At 63.3% G+C, this 17,193-nt stretch carries 17 protein-coding genes; 10 read left to right on the top strand and 7 right to left on the bottom strand.

Annotated elements, in window-relative coordinates; genetic code table 11:
- Positions 1 to 71 precede the first annotated feature (71 nt).
- The 5 genes from DDF70_RS19990 to uraH form a co-directional block, all read right to left on the bottom strand.
- Positions 72 to 509: a c-type cytochrome gene (locus DDF70_RS19990; protein WP_114946600.1), complete on the bottom strand. Its 438-nt coding sequence runs from the start codon at positions 507 to 509 to the stop codon at positions 72 to 74.
- Positions 510 to 644: 135 nt separating this feature from the next.
- Positions 645 to 962, bottom strand: coding sequence for a rhodanese-like domain-containing protein (locus DDF70_RS19985; RefSeq protein WP_114946599.1), 318 nt, complete (start codon positions 960 to 962; stop codon positions 645 to 647).
- A gap of 115 nt (positions 963 to 1,077) precedes the next feature.
- Complete coding sequence (gene lysM, locus DDF70_RS19980) at positions 1,078 to 1,524, bottom strand: peptidoglycan-binding protein LysM (RefSeq protein WP_114946598.1); 447 nt, start codon at positions 1,522 to 1,524, stop codon at positions 1,078 to 1,080.
- 78 nt (positions 1,525 to 1,602) lie between these two features.
- Positions 1,603 to 3,045: an allantoinase PuuE gene (gene puuE, locus DDF70_RS19975; RefSeq protein ID WP_114946597.1), complete on the bottom strand. Its 1,443-nt coding sequence runs from the start codon at positions 3,043 to 3,045 to the stop codon at positions 1,603 to 1,605.
- A gap of 2 nt (positions 3,046 to 3,047) precedes the next feature.
- A complete protein-coding gene (gene uraH / locus DDF70_RS19970; protein WP_114946596.1) occupies positions 3,048 to 3,401 on the bottom strand; it encodes a hydroxyisourate hydrolase in 354 nt (117 codons plus the stop codon).
- A 203-nt stretch (positions 3,402 to 3,604) separates the two neighbouring features.
- Between uraH and DDF70_RS19965 the strand changes: the two genes are divergently transcribed.
- From DDF70_RS19965 to ligD, 7 genes are all read left to right on the top strand, one after another.
- Positions 3,605 to 4,831, top strand: coding sequence for a urate hydroxylase PuuD (locus DDF70_RS19965; RefSeq protein ID WP_114946595.1), 1,227 nt, complete (start codon positions 3,605 to 3,607; stop codon positions 4,829 to 4,831).
- Between the two features lie 97 nt (positions 4,832 to 4,928).
- Complete coding sequence (locus DDF70_RS19960; protein ID WP_114946594.1) at positions 4,929 to 5,363, top strand: GlcG/HbpS family heme-binding protein; 435 nt, start codon at positions 4,929 to 4,931, stop codon at positions 5,361 to 5,363.
- A gap of 170 nt (positions 5,364 to 5,533) precedes the next feature.
- Positions 5,534 to 7,120 (top strand): peptide ABC transporter substrate-binding protein, encoded by a 1,587-nt coding sequence (locus tag DDF70_RS19955; RefSeq protein ID WP_114946593.1) that lies wholly within the window; start codon positions 5,534 to 5,536, stop codon positions 7,118 to 7,120.
- Between the two features lie 85 nt (positions 7,121 to 7,205).
- Positions 7,206 to 8,126 carry an ABC transporter permease subunit gene (locus DDF70_RS19950; protein ID WP_114946592.1) on the top strand — a complete coding sequence of 307 codons (921 nt, stop codon included), beginning with the start codon at positions 7,206 to 7,208 and terminating at the stop codon, positions 8,124 to 8,126.
- Positions 8,127 to 8,134: 8 nt separating this feature from the next.
- Positions 8,135 to 9,277, top strand: a complete 1,143-nt coding sequence (locus DDF70_RS19945; protein ID WP_114946591.1) for an ABC transporter permease subunit — start codon at positions 8,135 to 8,137, stop codon at positions 9,275 to 9,277.
- Position 9,278: 1 nt separating this feature from the next.
- Positions 9,279 to 10,928: an ABC transporter ATP-binding protein gene (locus tag DDF70_RS19940; protein ID WP_245435573.1), complete on the top strand. Its 1,650-nt coding sequence runs from the start codon at positions 9,279 to 9,281 to the stop codon at positions 10,926 to 10,928.
- Between the two features lie 196 nt (positions 10,929 to 11,124).
- A complete protein-coding gene (gene ligD, locus DDF70_RS19935) occupies positions 11,125 to 12,705 on the top strand; it encodes a non-homologous end-joining DNA ligase (RefSeq protein ID WP_114946590.1) in 1,581 nt (526 codons plus the stop codon).
- 3 nt (positions 12,706 to 12,708) lie between these two features.
- Here ligD and DDF70_RS19930 read toward each other — a convergent pair whose 3' ends face one another.
- The gene (locus DDF70_RS19930) at positions 12,709 to 13,425 is read right to left on the bottom strand and encodes a glutathione S-transferase family protein (protein ID WP_245435572.1); all 717 of its coding nucleotides are present in this window, start codon (positions 13,423 to 13,425) and stop codon (positions 12,709 to 12,711) included.
- Positions 13,426 to 13,483: 58 nt separating this feature from the next.
- Here DDF70_RS19930 and DDF70_RS19925 point away from each other — a divergent pair, with 58 nt between their 5' ends.
- Positions 13,484 to 14,308 carry a polyphosphate kinase 2 family protein gene (locus DDF70_RS19925; RefSeq protein ID WP_114946589.1) on the top strand — a complete coding sequence of 275 codons (825 nt, stop codon included), beginning with the start codon at positions 13,484 to 13,486 and terminating at the stop codon, positions 14,306 to 14,308.
- A gap of 10 nt (positions 14,309 to 14,318) precedes the next feature.
- On the opposite strand, the gene DDF70_RS19920 is transcribed toward DDF70_RS19925, so the two are convergent.
- Positions 14,319 to 15,371: a YdcF family protein gene (locus DDF70_RS19920; RefSeq protein WP_114946638.1), complete on the bottom strand. Its 1,053-nt coding sequence runs from the start codon at positions 15,369 to 15,371 to the stop codon at positions 14,319 to 14,321.
- Positions 15,372 to 15,602: 231 nt separating this feature from the next.
- Between DDF70_RS19920 and DDF70_RS19915 the strand changes: the two genes are divergently transcribed.
- Together DDF70_RS19915 and DDF70_RS19910 are read left to right on the top strand one after the other, a co-directional pair.
- Positions 15,603 to 16,439, top strand: coding sequence for a universal stress protein (locus tag DDF70_RS19915; protein WP_162820519.1), 837 nt, complete (start codon positions 15,603 to 15,605; stop codon positions 16,437 to 16,439).
- A gap of 17 nt (positions 16,440 to 16,456) precedes the next feature.
- A partial coding sequence (locus DDF70_RS19910) for an SMP-30/gluconolactonase/LRE family protein (RefSeq protein ID WP_162820518.1) occupies positions 16,457 to 17,193 on the top strand: 737 nt, incomplete at its 3' end.

The following is a 17,193-nucleotide window of genomic DNA, read 5'->3' as shown; positions in this document are numbered from 1 at the left end:
GATTGATCCAAAAGTGCAAATCCACTTTTGGGTCCGATGCTCTGAGGCCGCCCATTGTCAGGCTCTCGGTCTTAAGAGCTCTTCTTCCGGAACTCGTTGTGGCAGGTGCCGCAGTTCTGGAGCACCTTCGGCATCTCCGTCTTGAACGAGGCTTCATCCTTGATCGAGGCCATCGCCGTCTGGGCGTCCTGGCTTGCCTTCGCTCCCAACGATTCGAACTTGGCCTTGTTCTCCCAAACAGCCGGCAGAGCCTCGGTCTTGGGCGCATCCTTCGAGTTCTCGGGGAACAGGGCCACGAACTTCACGGGATTTTCCGCAAGCACCTTCAGGCTGGCCTGGACCTTGGCGAGGTCGAACGGCTCCTGGCCGCGCATCATGGCACCGATGGGCCGGGTCTGAGCCCCCATCTGCTTCATGAGACCCTGGCGCTGCTCGACCACATCGCTCTGTGCGATGGCGGCAGTCATCCCGAGGGCCGCGAGGCCGGCGACAAAAATCGTACGCTTCATATCTTATTTCCCTTATGGGCGCGACCGATGGCGTCCCTACGAACCACCGTCAGCGGGCCGGCATTAGCGCATATCTCGTCAAGCTTGAGCACTCTACTTTGGAACACATCTATGTGAGCGACCCGTGCTCTCCGTTCACTCCACGGGCTCGCCCGACACGACCCAATCCTTGAAGCCGCCCTTGTAGTGCTCGCGGATGTCGCGGCCGGCGGCCTGAGCGAATTCGATGGCCCGGACCGAGCGGACGCCCGCCGCACAGGAAAACACGATCCGCTTGCCTTCGGGCAAAGCGGACGGGTCGAAGGCCGAGAGTGGATGGGACACGGCGCCGGGAATGTGCCCGGCGGCGAATTCGTGCGGCTCGCGGACATCGACCAGAACGAGAGAACCTTCCCGAAGCCCCTGCTTGATGGTCTCACGGTCCAGATCGATGATTCTAGGCGCTTCACTCATGGAAATTCTCCCTGCGATGGGTCACTCATACCGGCTTCGCAGGGAGGTGTGCAATCTGGTTGCGGCTTGAAGCATCTCTGTATGCAGAACCGGCTCCAGCCTTTGCGTTCGCCGCTCAGGCGAGAGGCGGAATCCGCAGCACCCAGCCCGGCTGGATCATGTCAGGATCCTTCACCGGCGGGGAGTTAGCCTTGACGATTTCAGTATACTTCGCGCCTTTTCCCTTGCCGTAATGCTTCTCGGCGATCTCCCAGAGGGTATCTCCCTTCTGGACCGTATACATGGTCGAGGCCTGCGACGGCTGCTGGACCTGAAGGTCGCTGGTATCGACTTCGGCCACGCCGTAGGTGTTCCCGAGGGACAGGATGATCTTCTCGGCCTCCTCCTGGTTGGCGGCCTGGCCCGACAGCTTCACCTTGTCGCCTTCGACCTGGATCCCGAGCTTGCTCGCATCGAACCCGTGCCCCTGGACCTCCTGCTGCAGCTTCTCGGGAGTAGCTGCGGCGGCGCTTCCTCCGAAGATCTTGGCGCCTGCCTCCTTGATGAACTTGAACAGACCCATGTCGTCCTCCTCTTGCTCCTGCCCGGCTCACGATGGCCAAGCTGGGGGGAAGACGCGCATTTGCCGCCAGGGTTCCGGTCAGGCCAGATTCGAGAAGACATCGGCCAGCGACGGCAGCCGGTCCTTCAGCCTGAGCAGCGCGATCAGTTCGATTTGCACGATGGCCGTGTCGAATTCCTGCTCGGGATCATGCTGCAAGCGCTCCTCGAAGGCGGCGAGGATCTCGTCCTTCGAGCGGCCCTTCACGGCCATGATGAAGGGGAAGCCGAATGTCTGCCGGTAGGCATCGTTCAGTTTCAGGAAGCGATTGCGCTCCTCCTCGGTCAGGCTGTCGAGACCGGCGGAGGATTGCTCGTTGCGGGAATCGGCCGTGAGATCGGCGAGCTTCAGCCGTCCGGCGAGATCCGGGTGGGCGTTGATCAGCGCCAGCTTCTGCTCGCGCGTTCCCTCCGAGAGCGCTTGGACCATGGCGGCATGGAGCCCCTCGGCCGTATCCTGCCCGGTGGTCAGCCCGGCATCGTAGGTGCGCTCCGCGATCCAGGGCGAATGCTCGAAGATGTCGCCGAAAAGCTCGACGAACAGCACGCGGTTCATGCGGCTCGGCCTGAGGTCGGCCGGACGGTGATGCCTGATCCAGTGACGGGCGATGTCGATGCGGCGCGCCACCCAGACATGCTCATGAGACGCAACGTAATCCAGGAAGCGGGCGAGGGCCGCGGCCCGACCGGGACGGCCGACGAGACGGCAATGGAGGCCGACCGACAGCATCTTCGGCGCCGTGTCGCCTTCCGCGTAGAGCGTATCGAAACTGTCCTTCAGGTAGGCGAAGAACTGGTCGCCCGCATTGAACCCCTGCGGGGTGGCGAAGCGCATGTCGTTGGCATCGAGCGTGTAGGGCACGATCAGCTGTTGCCGGTCGCCGTGCCGTTCCCAATAGGGCAGCTCGTCCGCGTAGGAATCGGCGCTGTAGAGGAACCCGCCCTCCTCCGCCACGAGGCGGTTGGTGTGCTCCGACGTGCGGCCCGTGTACCAGCCGAGGGGCCGCTCCCCGGTGACCTCGGTATGAATGCGGATCGCCTCCTTCATGTGGGCCCGCTCCTCCTCCGCCGAGAAGTCCCGGTAGTCGATCCATTTCAGGCCATGGCTCGCGATCTCCCAATCGGCCTCCTTCATGGCCGCGACCGCCTCCGGATTGCGCATGAGGGCCGTGGCGACGCCATAGACGGTCACTGGCATGTTGCGCTGGGTGAACATCCGCCACAGGCGCCAGAAGCCCGCACGGGAGCCGTATTCGTAGATCGACTCCATGCTCATGTGCCGCTGGCCGAGCCATGCTTGAGCGCCGACGATCTCGGAGAGGAACGCCTCGGAGGCGCGGTCGCCGTGGAGGATGTTGTTCTCGCCGCCCTCTTCGTAATTGATCACGAACTGGACGCAGATCCGCGCCTGGTCCGGCCAGCGCGGATGCGGCGGGTTGCGGCCGTAGCCGACGAGGTCGCGGGGGTAGGTTGTTTCGGGCAAGATCAGCTTCCTCGATAGGTGGAGTAGCTCCAGGGCGAAACGAGGAGCGGAACGTGATAATGCCCGTCGGGCTCTGCGATGGTGAAGCGGATCGGGACGACTTCCAGGAATGGCGGATCGGCGGTCGCCGTGCCGAGCGACCTGAAATAGGCTCCGATCGAGAAGACGAGCTCGTAGGTGCCCGTGCGGAACGCGTCGCCGATCATCAAGGGCGCATCCGTGCGTCCGTCGGCATTGGTCGCGGTTCGCACGATTGAGCGGCGTTGCTCGCCCTCGATGGCGAAAAGCTCGATGGCGACGCCGCGCGCGGGCCGGCCATTGGCGGTATCCAGTACGTGGGTGGACAGGCGTCCCATGAAACCTCGCGGGTGAGAACAGCTTCCGTCGATCCTGGACATTTTTCGGCCCTGTGCCCCGGCGTCAAGCGCATCCATAAGTCTAGTTGCACAACTCATGGGCTTTCGCGACACGGATGCTGTTGAAAAGGCGATAGATCGGGCCTTTCGCAAACGGGAGCCTAGCCCTAGGCTGCGACTTCCTTATCGTTTGAAGGGACTGCATGATCGACCCGCAGATTTCCGAATGGATCAGCCAGCTCATTCGCTGGATTCATGTGATTACCGCGATCGCCTGGATCGGCTCGTCCTTCTATTTCATCCATCTGGACCTCAGCCTCAAGAAGCGCGAGGGGCTGCCGGAAGGCGTCGGCGGCGAGGCATGGCAGGTTCACGGCGGCGGGTTCTACAACATGCGCAAGTATCTCGTTGCGCCCCCCGAGCTGCCGAAGGAGCTGACCTGGTTCAAGTGGGAGAGCTATTCCACTTGGATCAGCGGCTTCTTCCTCATCGTCTGGGTTTATTATCTCCACGCCGACCTCTACACCATCGACCCGAGCGTCCGGGCCCTTGCGCCCTGGCAGGCGCCTGCCATCGGCATCGGCGGCCTCGTGGTGAGCTGGTTCGTCTATGAGGGCCTCTGCCGGTCGCCGCTGGGCAAGAACGGCAACGTCCTCGGAGTTGCGCTCTTCGTCTATATCCTGCTGGCCGCCTTCGCCTTCACCCAGGTGTTCAACGGGCGCGCGGCCTTTCTCCATACGGGCGCGATGATCGCCACCTGGATGTCGGCGAGCGTGTTCTTCATCATCATCCCGAACCAGAAGAAGGTCGTGGCCGAACTCCTGGCGGGCCGGTCGCCCGACCCGAAACTCGGCAAGGAAGCCAAGCTGCGCTCGACGCACAACAACTACCTGACGCTTCCCGTCATCTTCCTGATGCTGTCGAACCATTACCCGCTCGCATGGTCGTCGCGCTATTCGGTCGCCATCATCGGGTTGATCGTGATCGCGGGCGCCGTGATCCGGCACTTCTTCAATTCGCAGCATGCCGGCAAGGGATCGCCCTGGTGGACCTGGGCCCTGGCGGCGCTTTGCATCTGGGCGGCGATCTGGCTCTCGATCCTCGGCAAGCCGGGGAACGCCAATCTGGCGGCGGCTCCCGCGAATGCGACGCCCGCTTCCGTGACGGCCTCCTTCGATGAGGCCGTGCTCACCATCCAGTCCCGCTGCTCCATGTGCCATGCGGCCGAGCCCGTATGGGAGGGCATTACGATGCCCCCGAAGGGCGTTCGCCTCGACACGCCGGAGGAGATCGCCCGCCATGCGGAGATGATCCGCGTCCAGAGCGTGCTGACCCACGCCATGCCGCCCAACAACATCACCGAGATGACCCTCGACGAGCGCAAGGCCGTGGCAACCTGGCTTGCGGCCAAGGACACGGCCACGCGCTGAAGCATCGAGCGCAAAGTGGAAGCCGGTTTTGCGTGTAAAGATGCAAGAAAAACTTAGATCGTCCGGCACCAACAACGAAAACCATCGGAGAACCCAAGTGACCGAACTCACCCTGGAAACGGCCCAGAAGATTGCGACCGCCACCCTCAAGACCGCGCGGGAAAAAGCCTTCAAGCCGCTCTCCGTCGTCGTCTACGACGCCCGGGGCGCTCTCAAGGCGCTCCTCTCGGAAGACGGGACCAGCCTGAAGCGGGCCGAAATCGCCATGGGCAAGGCCTATGGCGCCCTGTCCCTCGGCGTCGGCTCCCGCGCCCTCCACAAGATGGCGACCGACCGCCCCTATTTCATCGCCTCCGCCACCCATGCGGTCGGCGGACAGCTCGTGCCGGTCCCGGGCGGCGTCCTGATCAAGGACGCCCAGGGCCAGATCCTCGGCTCCGTGGGTGTCTCGGGCGATACCTCGGACAACGACGAAATCGCCGCCGCCGGGGGCATCGAGGCGGCAGGACTGGTGTTCGACACCGGGGCCTGAGCCACCCGTCGAACTGCTAAACCTTTACTATCCTTGATGTTTTGCCGCTTTAAGGGATAGTACTGGACATAAACAGTTGATTGATCAACAAATAGGGCAAGGTTACTGCCCTACCGGCTCTGACCGAGATATTCAGAACACTGAAATAAACCAGAAAGGGAACCCCACCGATGTCATCATGGATCAAACGCACGGCTCTCGCCGCCGTCGCCACGGCTGCCCTCATGGGCGCCGCGTCGGCTGAAGTCGTCTACAACCGTGCCAATTCGGGCGAGCCGGAAACGCTCGACACCCACAAGACCTCGACGGTCCAGGAATCGCACATCCTGCGCGACATGCTCGAAGGACTCGTGACCTACAACGCCAAGGGCGAAGCCGTTCCCGGCCAGGCCTCGAAGTGGGAAGTCAGCGACGACGGCAAGACCTATCGCTTCACCCTTCGCGACGGCCTGAAGTGGTCGAACGGCGATCCGGTCACGGCCGAGGACTTCGTCTATTCCTATCGCCGCATCATGGATCCGGCGACCGGCGCGAAATACGCCAACATCCTTTATCCCATCAAGAATGCCGAGAAGATCAACAAGGGCCAGGGCAAGCCCGAAGAGCTGGGCGTGAAGGCGGTCGATCCCAAGACGGTCGAGATCACCCTGGAAGCCGCGACCCCCTACTTCATCGAGCTGCTGACCCATCAAACCAGCCTGCCCGTGCACAGGGCCTCCGTCGAGAAGTTCGGCAAGGACTTCGTCAAGCCGGGCAACATGGTGACGAACGGCGCCTACAAGCTGGTCGAGTTCGTGCCGAACTCCCACATCAAGCTCGCCAAGAACGAGAACTACTACGACGCCAAGAACGTCCAGATCGACACGGTCAACTACTTCCCGACCCCTGACTTCGCCGCCATGGTGCGCCGTTACGAGGCCGGCGAGCTCGACACCACCGACGACGTGCCGGCCGACCAGATGAAGTCGCTCAAGGAGCGCTTCAAGGATCAGGTGAAGCTCGGCCCGTATCTCGGCACCTGGTACATGGTCGTGAACTCCTCCAAGGCTCCGTTCAACGACGTGAAGGTGCGCCAGGCCCTGTCCATGCTGATCGACCGCGAGTTCATCGCCGAGCAGATCTGGGGACAGACCATGCAGCCGGGCTACTCGTTCATGCCCCCGGGCGTCGGCAATTACGGCGAGCCGGCCTACATGAGCTACAAGGACCAGTCCCCGATCGACCGCGAGGACGCCGCCAAGAAGCTCCTCACGGAAGCGGGCTTCGGTCCCGGCAAGCCGCTGAAGGTCGAGATCCGTTACAACACCACGGACAACAACCGGAACACGGTCATCGCCATTTCCGAGCAGTGGAAGCAGGCCGGCATCGAGACCTCCTTCATCAACACGGACGGCAAGACCCACTTCGCCCATCTGCGTGACGGCGGCGACTTCGACGTGGCCCGCTACGGCTGGATCGCCGACTACTCGGATCCGAACAACTTCCTGTTCCTGCTCAAGAGCGACAACAAGGGCTTCAACTACGGCAAGTATAACAATCCGGAGTTCGACAAGCTGCTCGACGACGCGGCCAAGGAGCTCGACCTGACGAAGCGCGCCGACATGATGAAGAAGGCCGAGGCGATCCTCATGAGGGACATGCCCTGGATCCCGATCATGTACTACGGCAAGAGCAACCTGATCTCGCCGAAGATCAAAGGCTTCGTGCAGAACACGCGTGGCGTCTATCCGTCGCGGTTCCTGTCGAAGACGCAGTAAAAATAAATCTGATAAGGGGGGCGGTCTGCGCGTCAGGCCGCCCTATTCTTTTATTGTTATGCTGTAGCATCGGGAGGAGCTTTCCATGCTCTCCTTCATCTTTCGCCGTTTCCTGTCGGCGATTCCGACCCTTTTCATCATCGTCACCATCTCGTTCTTCCTGATCCGGCTCGCCCCCGGCGGACCGTTCGATCTGGAGCGGCCTCTCGAGGCCAAGGTGATGGAAAACCTCAACCGGATCTATCAGCTCGATAAGCCGCTCTTTCAGCAATACCTGCTGTATCTGGGCGCGGTCATGCGAGGCGATTTCGGCCCTTCCTTCATCCTGCGCGACTTCTCCGTAGGTGAACTTTTCGCACGCGGCCTGCCGATCTCGATGACGCTGGGGGCCCTGGCCCTCTCCTTCGCCATCATCGTCGGCGGCACTCTCGGGTCCATCGCGGCCCTGCGCCAGAACAGCACCATCGACTATCTGGTGACGGGCATGGGGGCGCTGGGCCTCACCATCCCGAACTTCGTGGTGGCGCCGATCTTCCAGATCGTCTTCGGTCTAGCCCTTGCCTGGCTTCCGGTCGCCGGGTGGGCGAACGGGAACATCCGCAACCTCATCATGCCGGTGCTCGTCCTGTCCCTGCCGCAGATCGCGGTGGTTTCACGCATGACCCGCGCCGCGATGATCGAGAACCTGCGCTCGAACCACATCCGTACCCTGCGTTCCCTGGGCCTGCCCACCCGGGTGATCGTCGCCCATGCCCTGCGCGGCGCCGCCCTGCCGGTGGTCTCCTATCTCGGCCCGGCCGCGGCCGCCCTGCTCACCGGTTCCGTGGTGGTGGAAACCATCTTCGGCCTGCCGGGCATCGGACGCTACTTCGTCGAAGGAGCGCTCAACCGCGACTACACGCTCGTCATGGGCACGGTCGTGGTGGTCGCCGTCTTCGTTCTGCTCTTCAATCTCGTGGTCGATATTCTCTACGCCCTTATCGATCCGCGCATTCGCTACGAGTGAGATCTCCCATGGCTGAAGGCGCCGTTCTTCCCGTCGAAACCATGACGGGCCCCATCGCCGGACGATCCCTCTGGGCAGAGGCCCGTGGACGTCTCATCCGCAACCGCGCTGCGCTGACCAGCATCATCGTGCTGGGCCTGATTGCGATCGCCTGCATCTTCGGGCCGTTCTTCACGGGCCACCCCTTCGACCGGGTCTATCCCGATTACGTGAAGGTGCCGGCGAGCCTCGAGGCGTACCCGAAGGCCGACCAGATCGAGCCGAACATCGAGCGCATCGGCGCGCGCGTCCGCGCGAAGGCAGAGAACATCGCCATCGACAACGACGTCGTCCACATGACGCTGGTGAGCTCCAGCAGCCGGCCGATCGACGAGCGGCTGCTCGCCTATTTCGAGCGCTCCGACCTGTTCGGCCCCGCCCGCGTCGTGGAGAAGCAGCAGGACGGCCAGCGTCTCGTCGTCGACGTTCCCTTGAAGCGGCAGTACTTCTTCTTCGGCACCGATACGAACGGACGCGATCTTCTCACCCGCACCATGAAGGCGGGCCAGGTTTCGCTCGCCATCGGCCTGCTCGCCACCTTCGTGGCGATCCTCATCGGCGTGATCTACGGCGCGACATCCGGCTATCTCGGCGGACGGGTGGACCTCGTGATGATGCGCATCGTCGACGTTCTCTACTCGCTGCCCTTCATCTTCTTCGTGATCATGCTGGTCGTGTTCTTCGGCCGCAATTTCGTGCTGATGTTCATCGCGGTGGGCGCCGTGGAATGGCTCGACATGGCCCGTATCGTCCGGGGCCAGACCCTTTCCATCAAGCGGCAGGAATACGTGCAGGCCGCCGAGGCCCTGGGCGTCGAAACCAAGGGCATCATCCGCCGTCACGTGATCCCCAATACGCTGGGACCCGTCGTGGTCTACATGACGCTTCTCGTGCCGAAGGTGATCCTTTTGGAGAGCTTTCTTTCCTTCCTCGGCCTCGGTGTCCAGGAGCCCAACACCAGCCTGGGCGTTCTGATCTCGGAAGGCGCCAAGAACATCCAGGGCGCCACCTGGATGCTGCTCTATCCCTCCATCACGCTTGTCGCGATCCTCTTCTGCCTGAACTTCATCGGCGACGGCTTGCGCGATGCTCTCGACCCGAAGGATCGCTGAGATGAAGGACGCAACTATGGCTGAACCCGTTCTCTCCGTCCGGAACCTTCACGTCCGCTTCCGCACCGGCGACGGTATCCTCCATGCGGTGAAGGGCATCGACCTCGACATCAATCCCGGCGAAACCGTCGCCATCGTGGGCGAGTCCGGATCGGGCAAGAGCCAGACCATGATGTCCGTCATGGGACTTCTCGCCTCGAACGGCTGGGCCGAAGGCTCGGTCAAGTATCGCGGCGAGGAGCTGGTGGGCCTGTCTCCCGGCAGGCTCAACAACTACCGCGGCTCCAAGCTCACCATGATCTTCCAGGAGCCGATGACCTCTCTCGATCCGCTCTACCGGATCGGAGATCAGCTTGCTTTGCCGCTCACCACCCATGGCGGATTGAGCAAGGCAGAGGCCCGCAAGCGCGCCATCGAGCTTCTGGAGCTCGTGCGCATCCCGGACCCGGCGCGGCGCATCGATGCCTATCCGCACGAGATGTCGGGCGGCCAGCGCCAGCGCGTCATGATTGCCATGGCGCTGGCCAACAATCCGGACGTGCTGATCGCCGACGAGCCGACGACCGCTCTCGACGTGACCGTCCAGGCCCGCATCCTGGAGCTTCTGGCGGACCTGCAGAAGCGGCTCGGCATGTCCATCGTGTTCATCACCCACGATCTCGGCGTGGTGCGCCGCTTCGCCGACCGCACCTATGTGATGAAGCGTGGCGAGGTGGTCGAAAGCGGCGACACCGACGCCATCTTCGCGGCCCCGAAGCACCCCTACACGCAGATGCTGATCGATGCCGAGCCGACCGGCCGCAAGGAGCCGGTGGCATCCACCGCACCCGTGGTGCTCGACGCGCGGAACATCGCGGTTCAGTTTGCGCTGGAAAAGAGCTTCTTCGGCAAGGCGACGCACGTGCTCCGGGCCGTCGACGATGTGAGCCTGAGGGTTCGCGCGGGTGAAACGGTGGGTGTGGTGGGTGAATCCGGCTCGGGCAAGTCGACCCTCGGCCGCGCCATCCTGCGCCTTCTGCCCGCTTCCGGTCTCGTGCGGTTCGAGGACCGCAACTTGATGCCTCTCGACCGGGGCGGCATGAGGCCCCTGCGGCGCCATCTCCAGCTCGTGTTCCAGGATCCCTTCGGCTCCCTCTCGCCGCGCATGACGGCGGGCGAGATCGTGACCGAAGGCCTGCTCGTCCACGAATCCAGCATCTCGCGCAAGGAGCGCGACCGGCGGGCGGCCCAGGCCTTCGAGGAAGTGCAGCTCGATCCGGCATGGCGCAACCGCTTCCCGCACGAGTTTTCCGGCGGCCAGCGTCAGCGCATCGCCATTGCCCGTGCCATGATCCTGCATCCGAAACTCGTCGTGCTCGACGAGCCGACCTCGGCGCTGGATCGCTCCGTCCAGAAGGAAATCGTCGAGCTGCTGCGCGGGCTGCAGAAGGCCCACGGCCTCGCCTACGTCTTCATCAGCCACGATCTCGCCGTCGTGCGCGCGCTCTCGGACGAGATCATGGTCATGAAGAGCGGCAAGGTGGTGGAGCGCGGCACGGCCGAGGAGATCTTCGAGAGGCCGCATGAGGAATATACCCGCGACCTGATCGCAGCCGCCTTCCTGACCGAGCGCGACAAAGCCGAAGCGGTAACCCAGCCACTGGCTTCCTAACGCTGCTCGATAAGTCTCCTCCCTCTTCGTCATGGCCGGGCTTGTCCCGGCCATCCCGATTGGATGAGCGCCACGCCTCAATCAATCGGGATCACCGGCACAAGGCCGGTGATGACGTGAGGGGGATGGCAGCGCATTTACCGACCAGCCCCTGAGCCTGGAACCAGAACCAATGGCGCGGATTTGACTCGGCGCCATGGCAAAGCTCGCAGCCTATCGCGCCAAGCGCGACTTCACGAAAACCTCCGAGCCGGCGGGCAAGACCTCCCGGCGCCGGGGAGCCTCCTTCGTCGTCCAGAAGCACGACGCCTCCCGCCTGCATTACGACTTCCGCCTCGAACTGGACGGAGTCCTCAAGAGTTGGGCGGTGGCGAAGGGGCCGAGCCTCGTCAAAGGCGAGAAGCGCCTCGCGGTCCATGTGGAGGACCACCCGCTCGATTACGGCGACTTCGAAGGCACGATCCCGGAGGGCCAATATGGCGGCGGCACCGTTCTGCTATGGGATCGCGGGACCTGGGAGCCGGAGGGCGATCCTCACGAAGGCTACGAGAACGGCCGCCTCACGTTCAGCCTCGATGGCGAGAAGCTGCATGGAACTTGGCATCTGGTCCGCATGGCGAAGCGTCCGCGCGAGCGGCAGGAATCCTGGCTCCTGATCAAGGCCGAGGACGGATATGCCCGCAGCGAGGACGACCCGGACATTCTCGACGAGGCGCCTCTGTCGGTGAAGACGGGCCGTTCGCTGGAAGAAATTGCGCCCGGTCGCGAGGCGAAAAGTCCTGCGAAGAAGAAAGCGCCGGCGAAGAAGGCGCTATCGAGACAGGAGGACAAGACCACGAAGCGAGCCTCGTCAAAGTCCAAGGCATCCGAGGATCGTTCGACCGAAGTGGCTGGCGTGCCCCTCACCCATCCGGACCGCGTGCTGTGGGAAGACCAGGGCCTCACGAAGCAGGAACTGGCCGAGTTCTATGTCGGTGTTGAGAAATGGCTGCTGCCACATCTGGTCAATCGTCCCCTCACGCTGATCCGCTGCCCTGGAGGCGCAGAGAAAAAGTGTTTCGTCCAGCGTCATTCCTGGGCCGGCATGAGCTCCTTCATTCATACGGACATGGTGAGCGACGGGACAAGCAAGCAGGAGGTTCTGACAATCCGCGACATTCGAGGCGTCGTTGCCCTCGTTCAGTCGGGCGTGCTGGAAATGCACGTCTGGGGTGCGACCCTGGCCGACCTGGAACAGCCCGACCGGCTCATCTTCGATTTCGATCCCGGCGACGGCGTCGCATGGCCGGCAGTGATCGAAGGCGCGTTCGCCGTCCGCGAACGCCTGAAAAGCTTAAGGCTGGAAAGCTTCGTGAAGACGACTGGCGGCAAGGGCCTGCACGTGGTCGTGCCGCTCAAGCCGGAAGCACCCTGGAAGGATGCTCTCGCGTTCACACGGGACATTGCCGAGGCCATGGCTGCCGACGAGCCGGACCGCTACACGACCACCTCCGTCAAGCAGGAGCGCGAAGGCAGGATCTTCATCGATTACCTGCGCAACAATCGCGAAGCCTCCGCGATTGCCCCCTACTCGACCCGCTCGCGACCGGGCGCCCCCGTGGCGACGCCGATCGCCTGGGAGGAGCTGTCGCCGGATCTCAAGCCCAACGGGTTCACCGTCAAGAACCTGGGCAACCGTCTCGCTTCGCTGAAGCGAGACCCGTGGGCGGAGATGAGCAAGATCGACCAGGTGCTGCCTGAACGCCGCTCATCCAAGCGGACATCGCGCAGGAAATAGGGTTCAGAAGACAGGCGCCTTGATCCCCTCCACCTCCAGTGCCTTCCGGACGGAGGGCCGGGCGAGCACCCGCTCGGCCAGGGCGTTCAGGTTCGGGATGCTGCGTGGCGGGCGCGGCATCCCCCGTCCCCAGCGGATCAGCATGAAAAGGAAGAGGTCGGCGGCGGAGAAGCGCTCGCCGAGGAGCCATGTTTTGTCGCCGAGCTGACCGGAAATCACGTCGAACATGCGGTCGAGGCGCTCTCCGGCCGCCTGCTTGACGGTCGGGGCCGCAGCCTCGTCGATGACGTGCTCGTGCGGATAGAACCAGGCACGGAACTCAACCTGCGGCGTGTTCGTGAGATGGATCATCCACCGGTAGAACGCCGCCCGCTCGGCCGTTCCGACGGCCGGCGCAAGGCCCGCCTCCGGGAACTTGTCGGCAAGGTGGAGGGCGATGGCGGCCGTCTCGAACAGGACCAGGTCGCCGTCGACGAGAACGGGGATGCGTCCGCTGGGATTGAGCTTGAGATACTCGGCGCTCTTCTGGGCGTTCTGCCCGCGATCCACGAGACGCAGCTCGAACTCCGCCCCGATTTCCCGCAGCATCATGTGCGGCAGCAGGCTGGCATTGCCGGGATAGTAGTAGAGTGACAGCATCGTGGCGGCTTCTTCCATGGTGATGGGAAGATCATTGGTAGGCACTGCCGGAATGCCCGTAAAGACCACGCCGGTCACCATCCCAGCCTTCCTTTCCGGCCATTGTGCCCTATCGTCCTGGAGACGTGGAGGATCGGTCATGGCGGATCAGGAACGGACCTTGATGAACAAGCTCCGGATCGAACCCGGCGGGAAGGTTCGGCTGAAGGACTGGAACCCGCGGGACAAGTCGCTCTTCAACGACGAGGAAGAGACGAAGGCAGCGACGGCGGCTCTCGCCAAGGACATCGACATCCTGCAGGACCGGCTCTACGCGGAAGGGTCGCGCGCCCTGCTCGTGATCCTGCAAGGGACCGATACGTCGGGCAAGGACGGTACGATTCGCGGCGTGTTCAATGCGACCGGGCCGTTGGGCGTCTCGGTCCATGCCTTCGGCCCGCCCACCAGGAGCGAGCTGGAGCACGATTATCTGTGGCGCGTCCATGAGGCTGTCCCCAGGCGCGGCACCATCGGCATCTTCAACCGCTCGCATTACGAGGACGTCCTGATCGGCAAGGTCAGGAAGCTCGCGCCGGAAAAGACCATCGAGCAGCGCTACGATCAGATCAACGCGTTCGAGAAGATGCTCGCGGAGAACGGCACGACCATCCTCAAGTTCATGCTGCACATCTCGAAGGACGAGCAGAAAGAGCGGCTTCAGGAGCGTCTCGACGATCCGACGAAGCACTGGAAGTTCAACCCAGGCGACCTGGAGGACCGGCAGCACTGGGACGCGTACCAGGAAGCCTACGAGGTCATGCTTGATCGCTGTTCGACCAAGTGGGCGCCTTGGTACGTCATTCCCGCCGACCGGAAATGGGTGCGCAACGCGGCTATCGCGACCATCGTCAAGGCGACCCTCGAGGAGATGGATCCGCAATATCCGAAAGTCTCCTGGAAACCAGGAGACTTCAAGATCGAATGAGCGCAACGCGCTATTGCTGGATGCCCGGATAGGCCCAGAGGCCCGAGACGCGCATGAGATCGCGGTAGATCACCATCCGCTCGTCCTTGGAGACCTTCGCGGCCTCCTCGAGCGACGGTGCGTCGAGAGCCACGACGGGAAGGATCGGGGCGCTGAGGCCGTACTGCCGGAAAGCATCTTCGAGCAGCGTGCGAGCGCGGCGCATATGGCTGGAGCTCGTCACGAGAATGACCGCATCGGCCGTGTGGCGCTTCAGCAGGTTGGCGACGTTCAACACGTTGCCGACCGTATCCTTCGACTTGTCCTCGATCAGGATACGATCCCGGTCGATGCCCTTCTCCACGAGCCATTTGGTCATCACGTCCCCCTCGGTGACGCCGGCCTGAGGCTGACCGCCCGTGACCATGATCTGGGCCGTCGGGTTGGCGTTCGCGGCCTTCAGCGCCACGTCCAAGCGATCGAGGAGCGGCTTTTCAGCCGTGCCGTCCTTGGCGAGCGCATAGCCGAGGGCGACGATCATCACGCGGCCGGGCACGGTCGGCACGTCCACGTTCGGACGCTCGGCCATGATGGCCTCGGCCCGGGCGAAACGCTGGCGATAGGCCTCCGCCCGCTCGCGGTCGAGAGCGGCCAGAGCCTGATCCGTCAGGGCCGCCTCATCGGCCTGCCCCTCGATCCGCGCGAGCGCCGCGAGCCAGGCCTGCGCATCGAAGGAGGCCGGATTCTTCGCGAGAATGTCCTCATAGGTCGCCCGTGCGCCGGAAAGGTTCTTCTGCAGGATCTGGGACGACGCGACCGCGAAGCGGAAATCGAGACGCTCGGGCGCAAGGGTCGAGGCCTCCGCGAACGCCTTCTCCACCACGTCGTAGCGCCCGTGCAGGGTAATGCCCTTGAAGATTTCGGCTTCCGCCTTCTTCACGTCCCCGCCGGACCAGTAATACTGCATGCCCGTATCGACCAATGTCTTGATCCGGCTCGTATTGCCTTGATCGAACGCATGGGCGGTCACGGGAATGGACAATGCGAGGAGAGCGGCTGCGCCGATGGTCGTGAACTTACGCATCTTGAAGGGCTCCTTGATGTGGCGGCGCATTCAAGCTGGAGCCGACGACAAGCGGATGTCAAACCCTAGAGTTGTTTCCACTGAGGTGGAATCACCTCTCTTCTCTGCTTTGCCGCATTTTTGATGGTGAACCGGACCCACTTCCCCGAAAATGCTCCAGCCCGTCCACAGCCCATGGTGAACTTTCGGATGGTCTTGCCGAGCGAGGGTTTAAGCGCGACAATAATCCTTATGAAAAGCATTCTCGTCCCGATTGAAGACCACGGAATCGTCGAGCCCCAGCTGCGGACTGCCCTGCAGGTCGGCCGGATCTTCGACAGCTATATCGAGGGGATTGCCATCACCCCCGATTATCCGGTCGTCCTGCCGGTGGACATCGCCATCGGCGTTCCCTCCCCCATCACCCCGGAGAACCGGCTCGAAATGGCCCGCGCGTGCCGCGAGCGGTTCGAGGCTTTCATGACCGTGCAGCAGATCGAGCGCGCCTCCGCGGGCCTGCCCGGCCTGGGCTTCGGCTGGCGGCAGGACGGGCTGACGGAAGACGCGTTCCTCGGCGCCTATGGCCGGGTGTTCGACCTCATCGTGGTCGGACGGCCGGACGGCTCGAACGGTCAGACACGCCTCTCCACGGTGGAGGCCGCACTGTTCGAGACCGGGCGTCCCGTCCTCATCGCACCGCCTCAGGCTCCCCGGACCTTCGCCGAGACCGTCGTGATCGCGTGGAACCGGAGCACCGAGACGGCCCGGGCGGTGCTCGGATCGATGCCCCTTCTCAAGAAGGCCCGGCGCATCGTCGTTCTCGAACTCGAAGACTGGGGCGTGCCCGGTCCCTCGGGCGCGGAACTCGCAAAGCATCTGCGAATGCACGATATGCCGGCCGAGGCGATCACGTCGCCCGATCCTTCGAACAGGCCTGGAGAGACCATCCTGTCCGAAGCCGCTGCCATAGGCTGCGATCTTCTCGTGAAAGGTGCCTACACCCAAAGCCGCCTGAGGCAGATGTTCTTCGGCGGCGCGACCAGCCATATCCTCAGCAACACGTCCATTCCCGTTCTGATGGCTCACTGACAGGACAGAGGGCTCCCATGTTCCGAGATGTTGCCGTTGTTCTCGACGAACGCTTCCAGCACCTGTTCAAGGGATCGGCGCGTCTGGAGAAACTGGCGGAAGGCTGCCGTTGGTCGGAGGGTCCGGCCTACTTTCCGGCGGGCCGCTATGTGGTCTGGAGCGACATTCCCAACGACCGCATGATGCGCTTCGACGAGACCTCCGGCACGGTCAGCGTTTTTCGCCATCCGGCCGGGTATTCCAACGGTAATACGGTCGACCGTCAGGGCCGTCTCGTCACCTGCGAGCACGGCAACCGGCGTGTGACGCGCACCGAGCATGACGGCTCCATCACCGTGCTGGCGAGCCAGTATCAGGGCAAGCGCCTCAACTCTCCGAACGATGTGGTGGTGAAGTCGGACGGCTCGATCTGGTTCACCGATCCGGCCTACGGCATCGACTCCGATTACGAGGGTCACAAGGCCGAGAGCGAAATCGGTGCCTGCCACGTCTACCGCATCGATCCCCAGACGGGCGATGTCCGCATCGTCGGCGACGATTTCGTCCGTCCGAACGGCATCGCCTTCTCGCCCGACGAGACGCGTCTCTACGTGGCCGATACCGGCGCGACCCACGTCAAGGACGGCCCGCGCCATATCCGCGTCTTCGACGTGAGTGCAGACGGGAGCCTCTCGGGCGGCAAGGTCTTCGCCACCTGCACGGCAGGCCTGTTCGACGGCTTCCGCCTGGACGACGCGGGACGGATCTGGACCAG

The organism is Microvirga calopogonii (genome assembly GCF_003347665.1).
GTDB lineage: Bacteria > Pseudomonadota > Alphaproteobacteria > Rhizobiales > Beijerinckiaceae > Microvirga > Microvirga calopogonii.
The sequence above is the reverse complement of the archived record's forward strand: the minus strand, read 5'-3'. Positions and strand labels throughout refer to the sequence as shown.

Bases quoted from the DNA above. Each gene is read 5' to 3' on its own strand.
- DDF70_RS19990 (WP_114946600.1), bottom strand. From the start codon at position 509: ATGAAGCGTACGATTTTTGTCGCCGGCCTCGCGGCCCTCGGGATGACT.
- DDF70_RS19985 (WP_114946599.1), bottom strand. From the start codon at position 962: ATGAGTGAAGCGCCTAGAATCATCGATCTGGACCGTGAGACCATCAAG.
- lysM (WP_114946598.1), bottom strand. From the start codon at position 1,524: ATGGGTCTGTTCAAGTTCATCAAGGAGGCAGGCGCCAAGATCTTCGGA.
- uraH (WP_114946596.1), bottom strand. From the start codon at position 3,401: ATGGGACGCCTGTCCACCCACGTACTGGATACCGCCAATGGCCGGCCC.
- DDF70_RS19965 (WP_114946595.1), top strand. From the start codon at position 3,605: ATGATCGACCCGCAGATTTCCGAATGGATCAGCCAGCTCATTCGCTGG.
- DDF70_RS19955 (WP_114946593.1), top strand. From the start codon at position 5,534: ATGTCATCATGGATCAAACGCACGGCTCTCGCCGCCGTCGCCACGGCT.
- DDF70_RS19950 (WP_114946592.1), top strand. From the start codon at position 7,206: ATGCTCTCCTTCATCTTTCGCCGTTTCCTGTCGGCGATTCCGACCCTT.
- DDF70_RS19945 (WP_114946591.1), top strand. From the start codon at position 8,135: ATGGCTGAAGGCGCCGTTCTTCCCGTCGAAACCATGACGGGCCCCATC.
- DDF70_RS19940 (WP_245435573.1), top strand. From the start codon at position 9,279: ATGAAGGACGCAACTATGGCTGAACCCGTTCTCTCCGTCCGGAACCTT.
- ligD (WP_114946590.1), top strand. From the start codon at position 11,125: ATGGCAAAGCTCGCAGCCTATCGCGCCAAGCGCGACTTCACGAAAACC.
- DDF70_RS19930 (WP_245435572.1), bottom strand. From the start codon at position 13,425: ATGGTGACCGGCGTGGTCTTTACGGGCATTCCGGCAGTGCCTACCAAT.
- DDF70_RS19925 (WP_114946589.1), top strand. From the start codon at position 13,484: ATGGCGGATCAGGAACGGACCTTGATGAACAAGCTCCGGATCGAACCC.
- DDF70_RS19920 (WP_114946638.1), bottom strand. From the start codon at position 15,371: ATGCGTAAGTTCACGACCATCGGCGCAGCCGCTCTCCTCGCATTGTCC.
- DDF70_RS19915 (WP_162820519.1), top strand. From the start codon at position 15,603: ATGAAAAGCATTCTCGTCCCGATTGAAGACCACGGAATCGTCGAGCCC.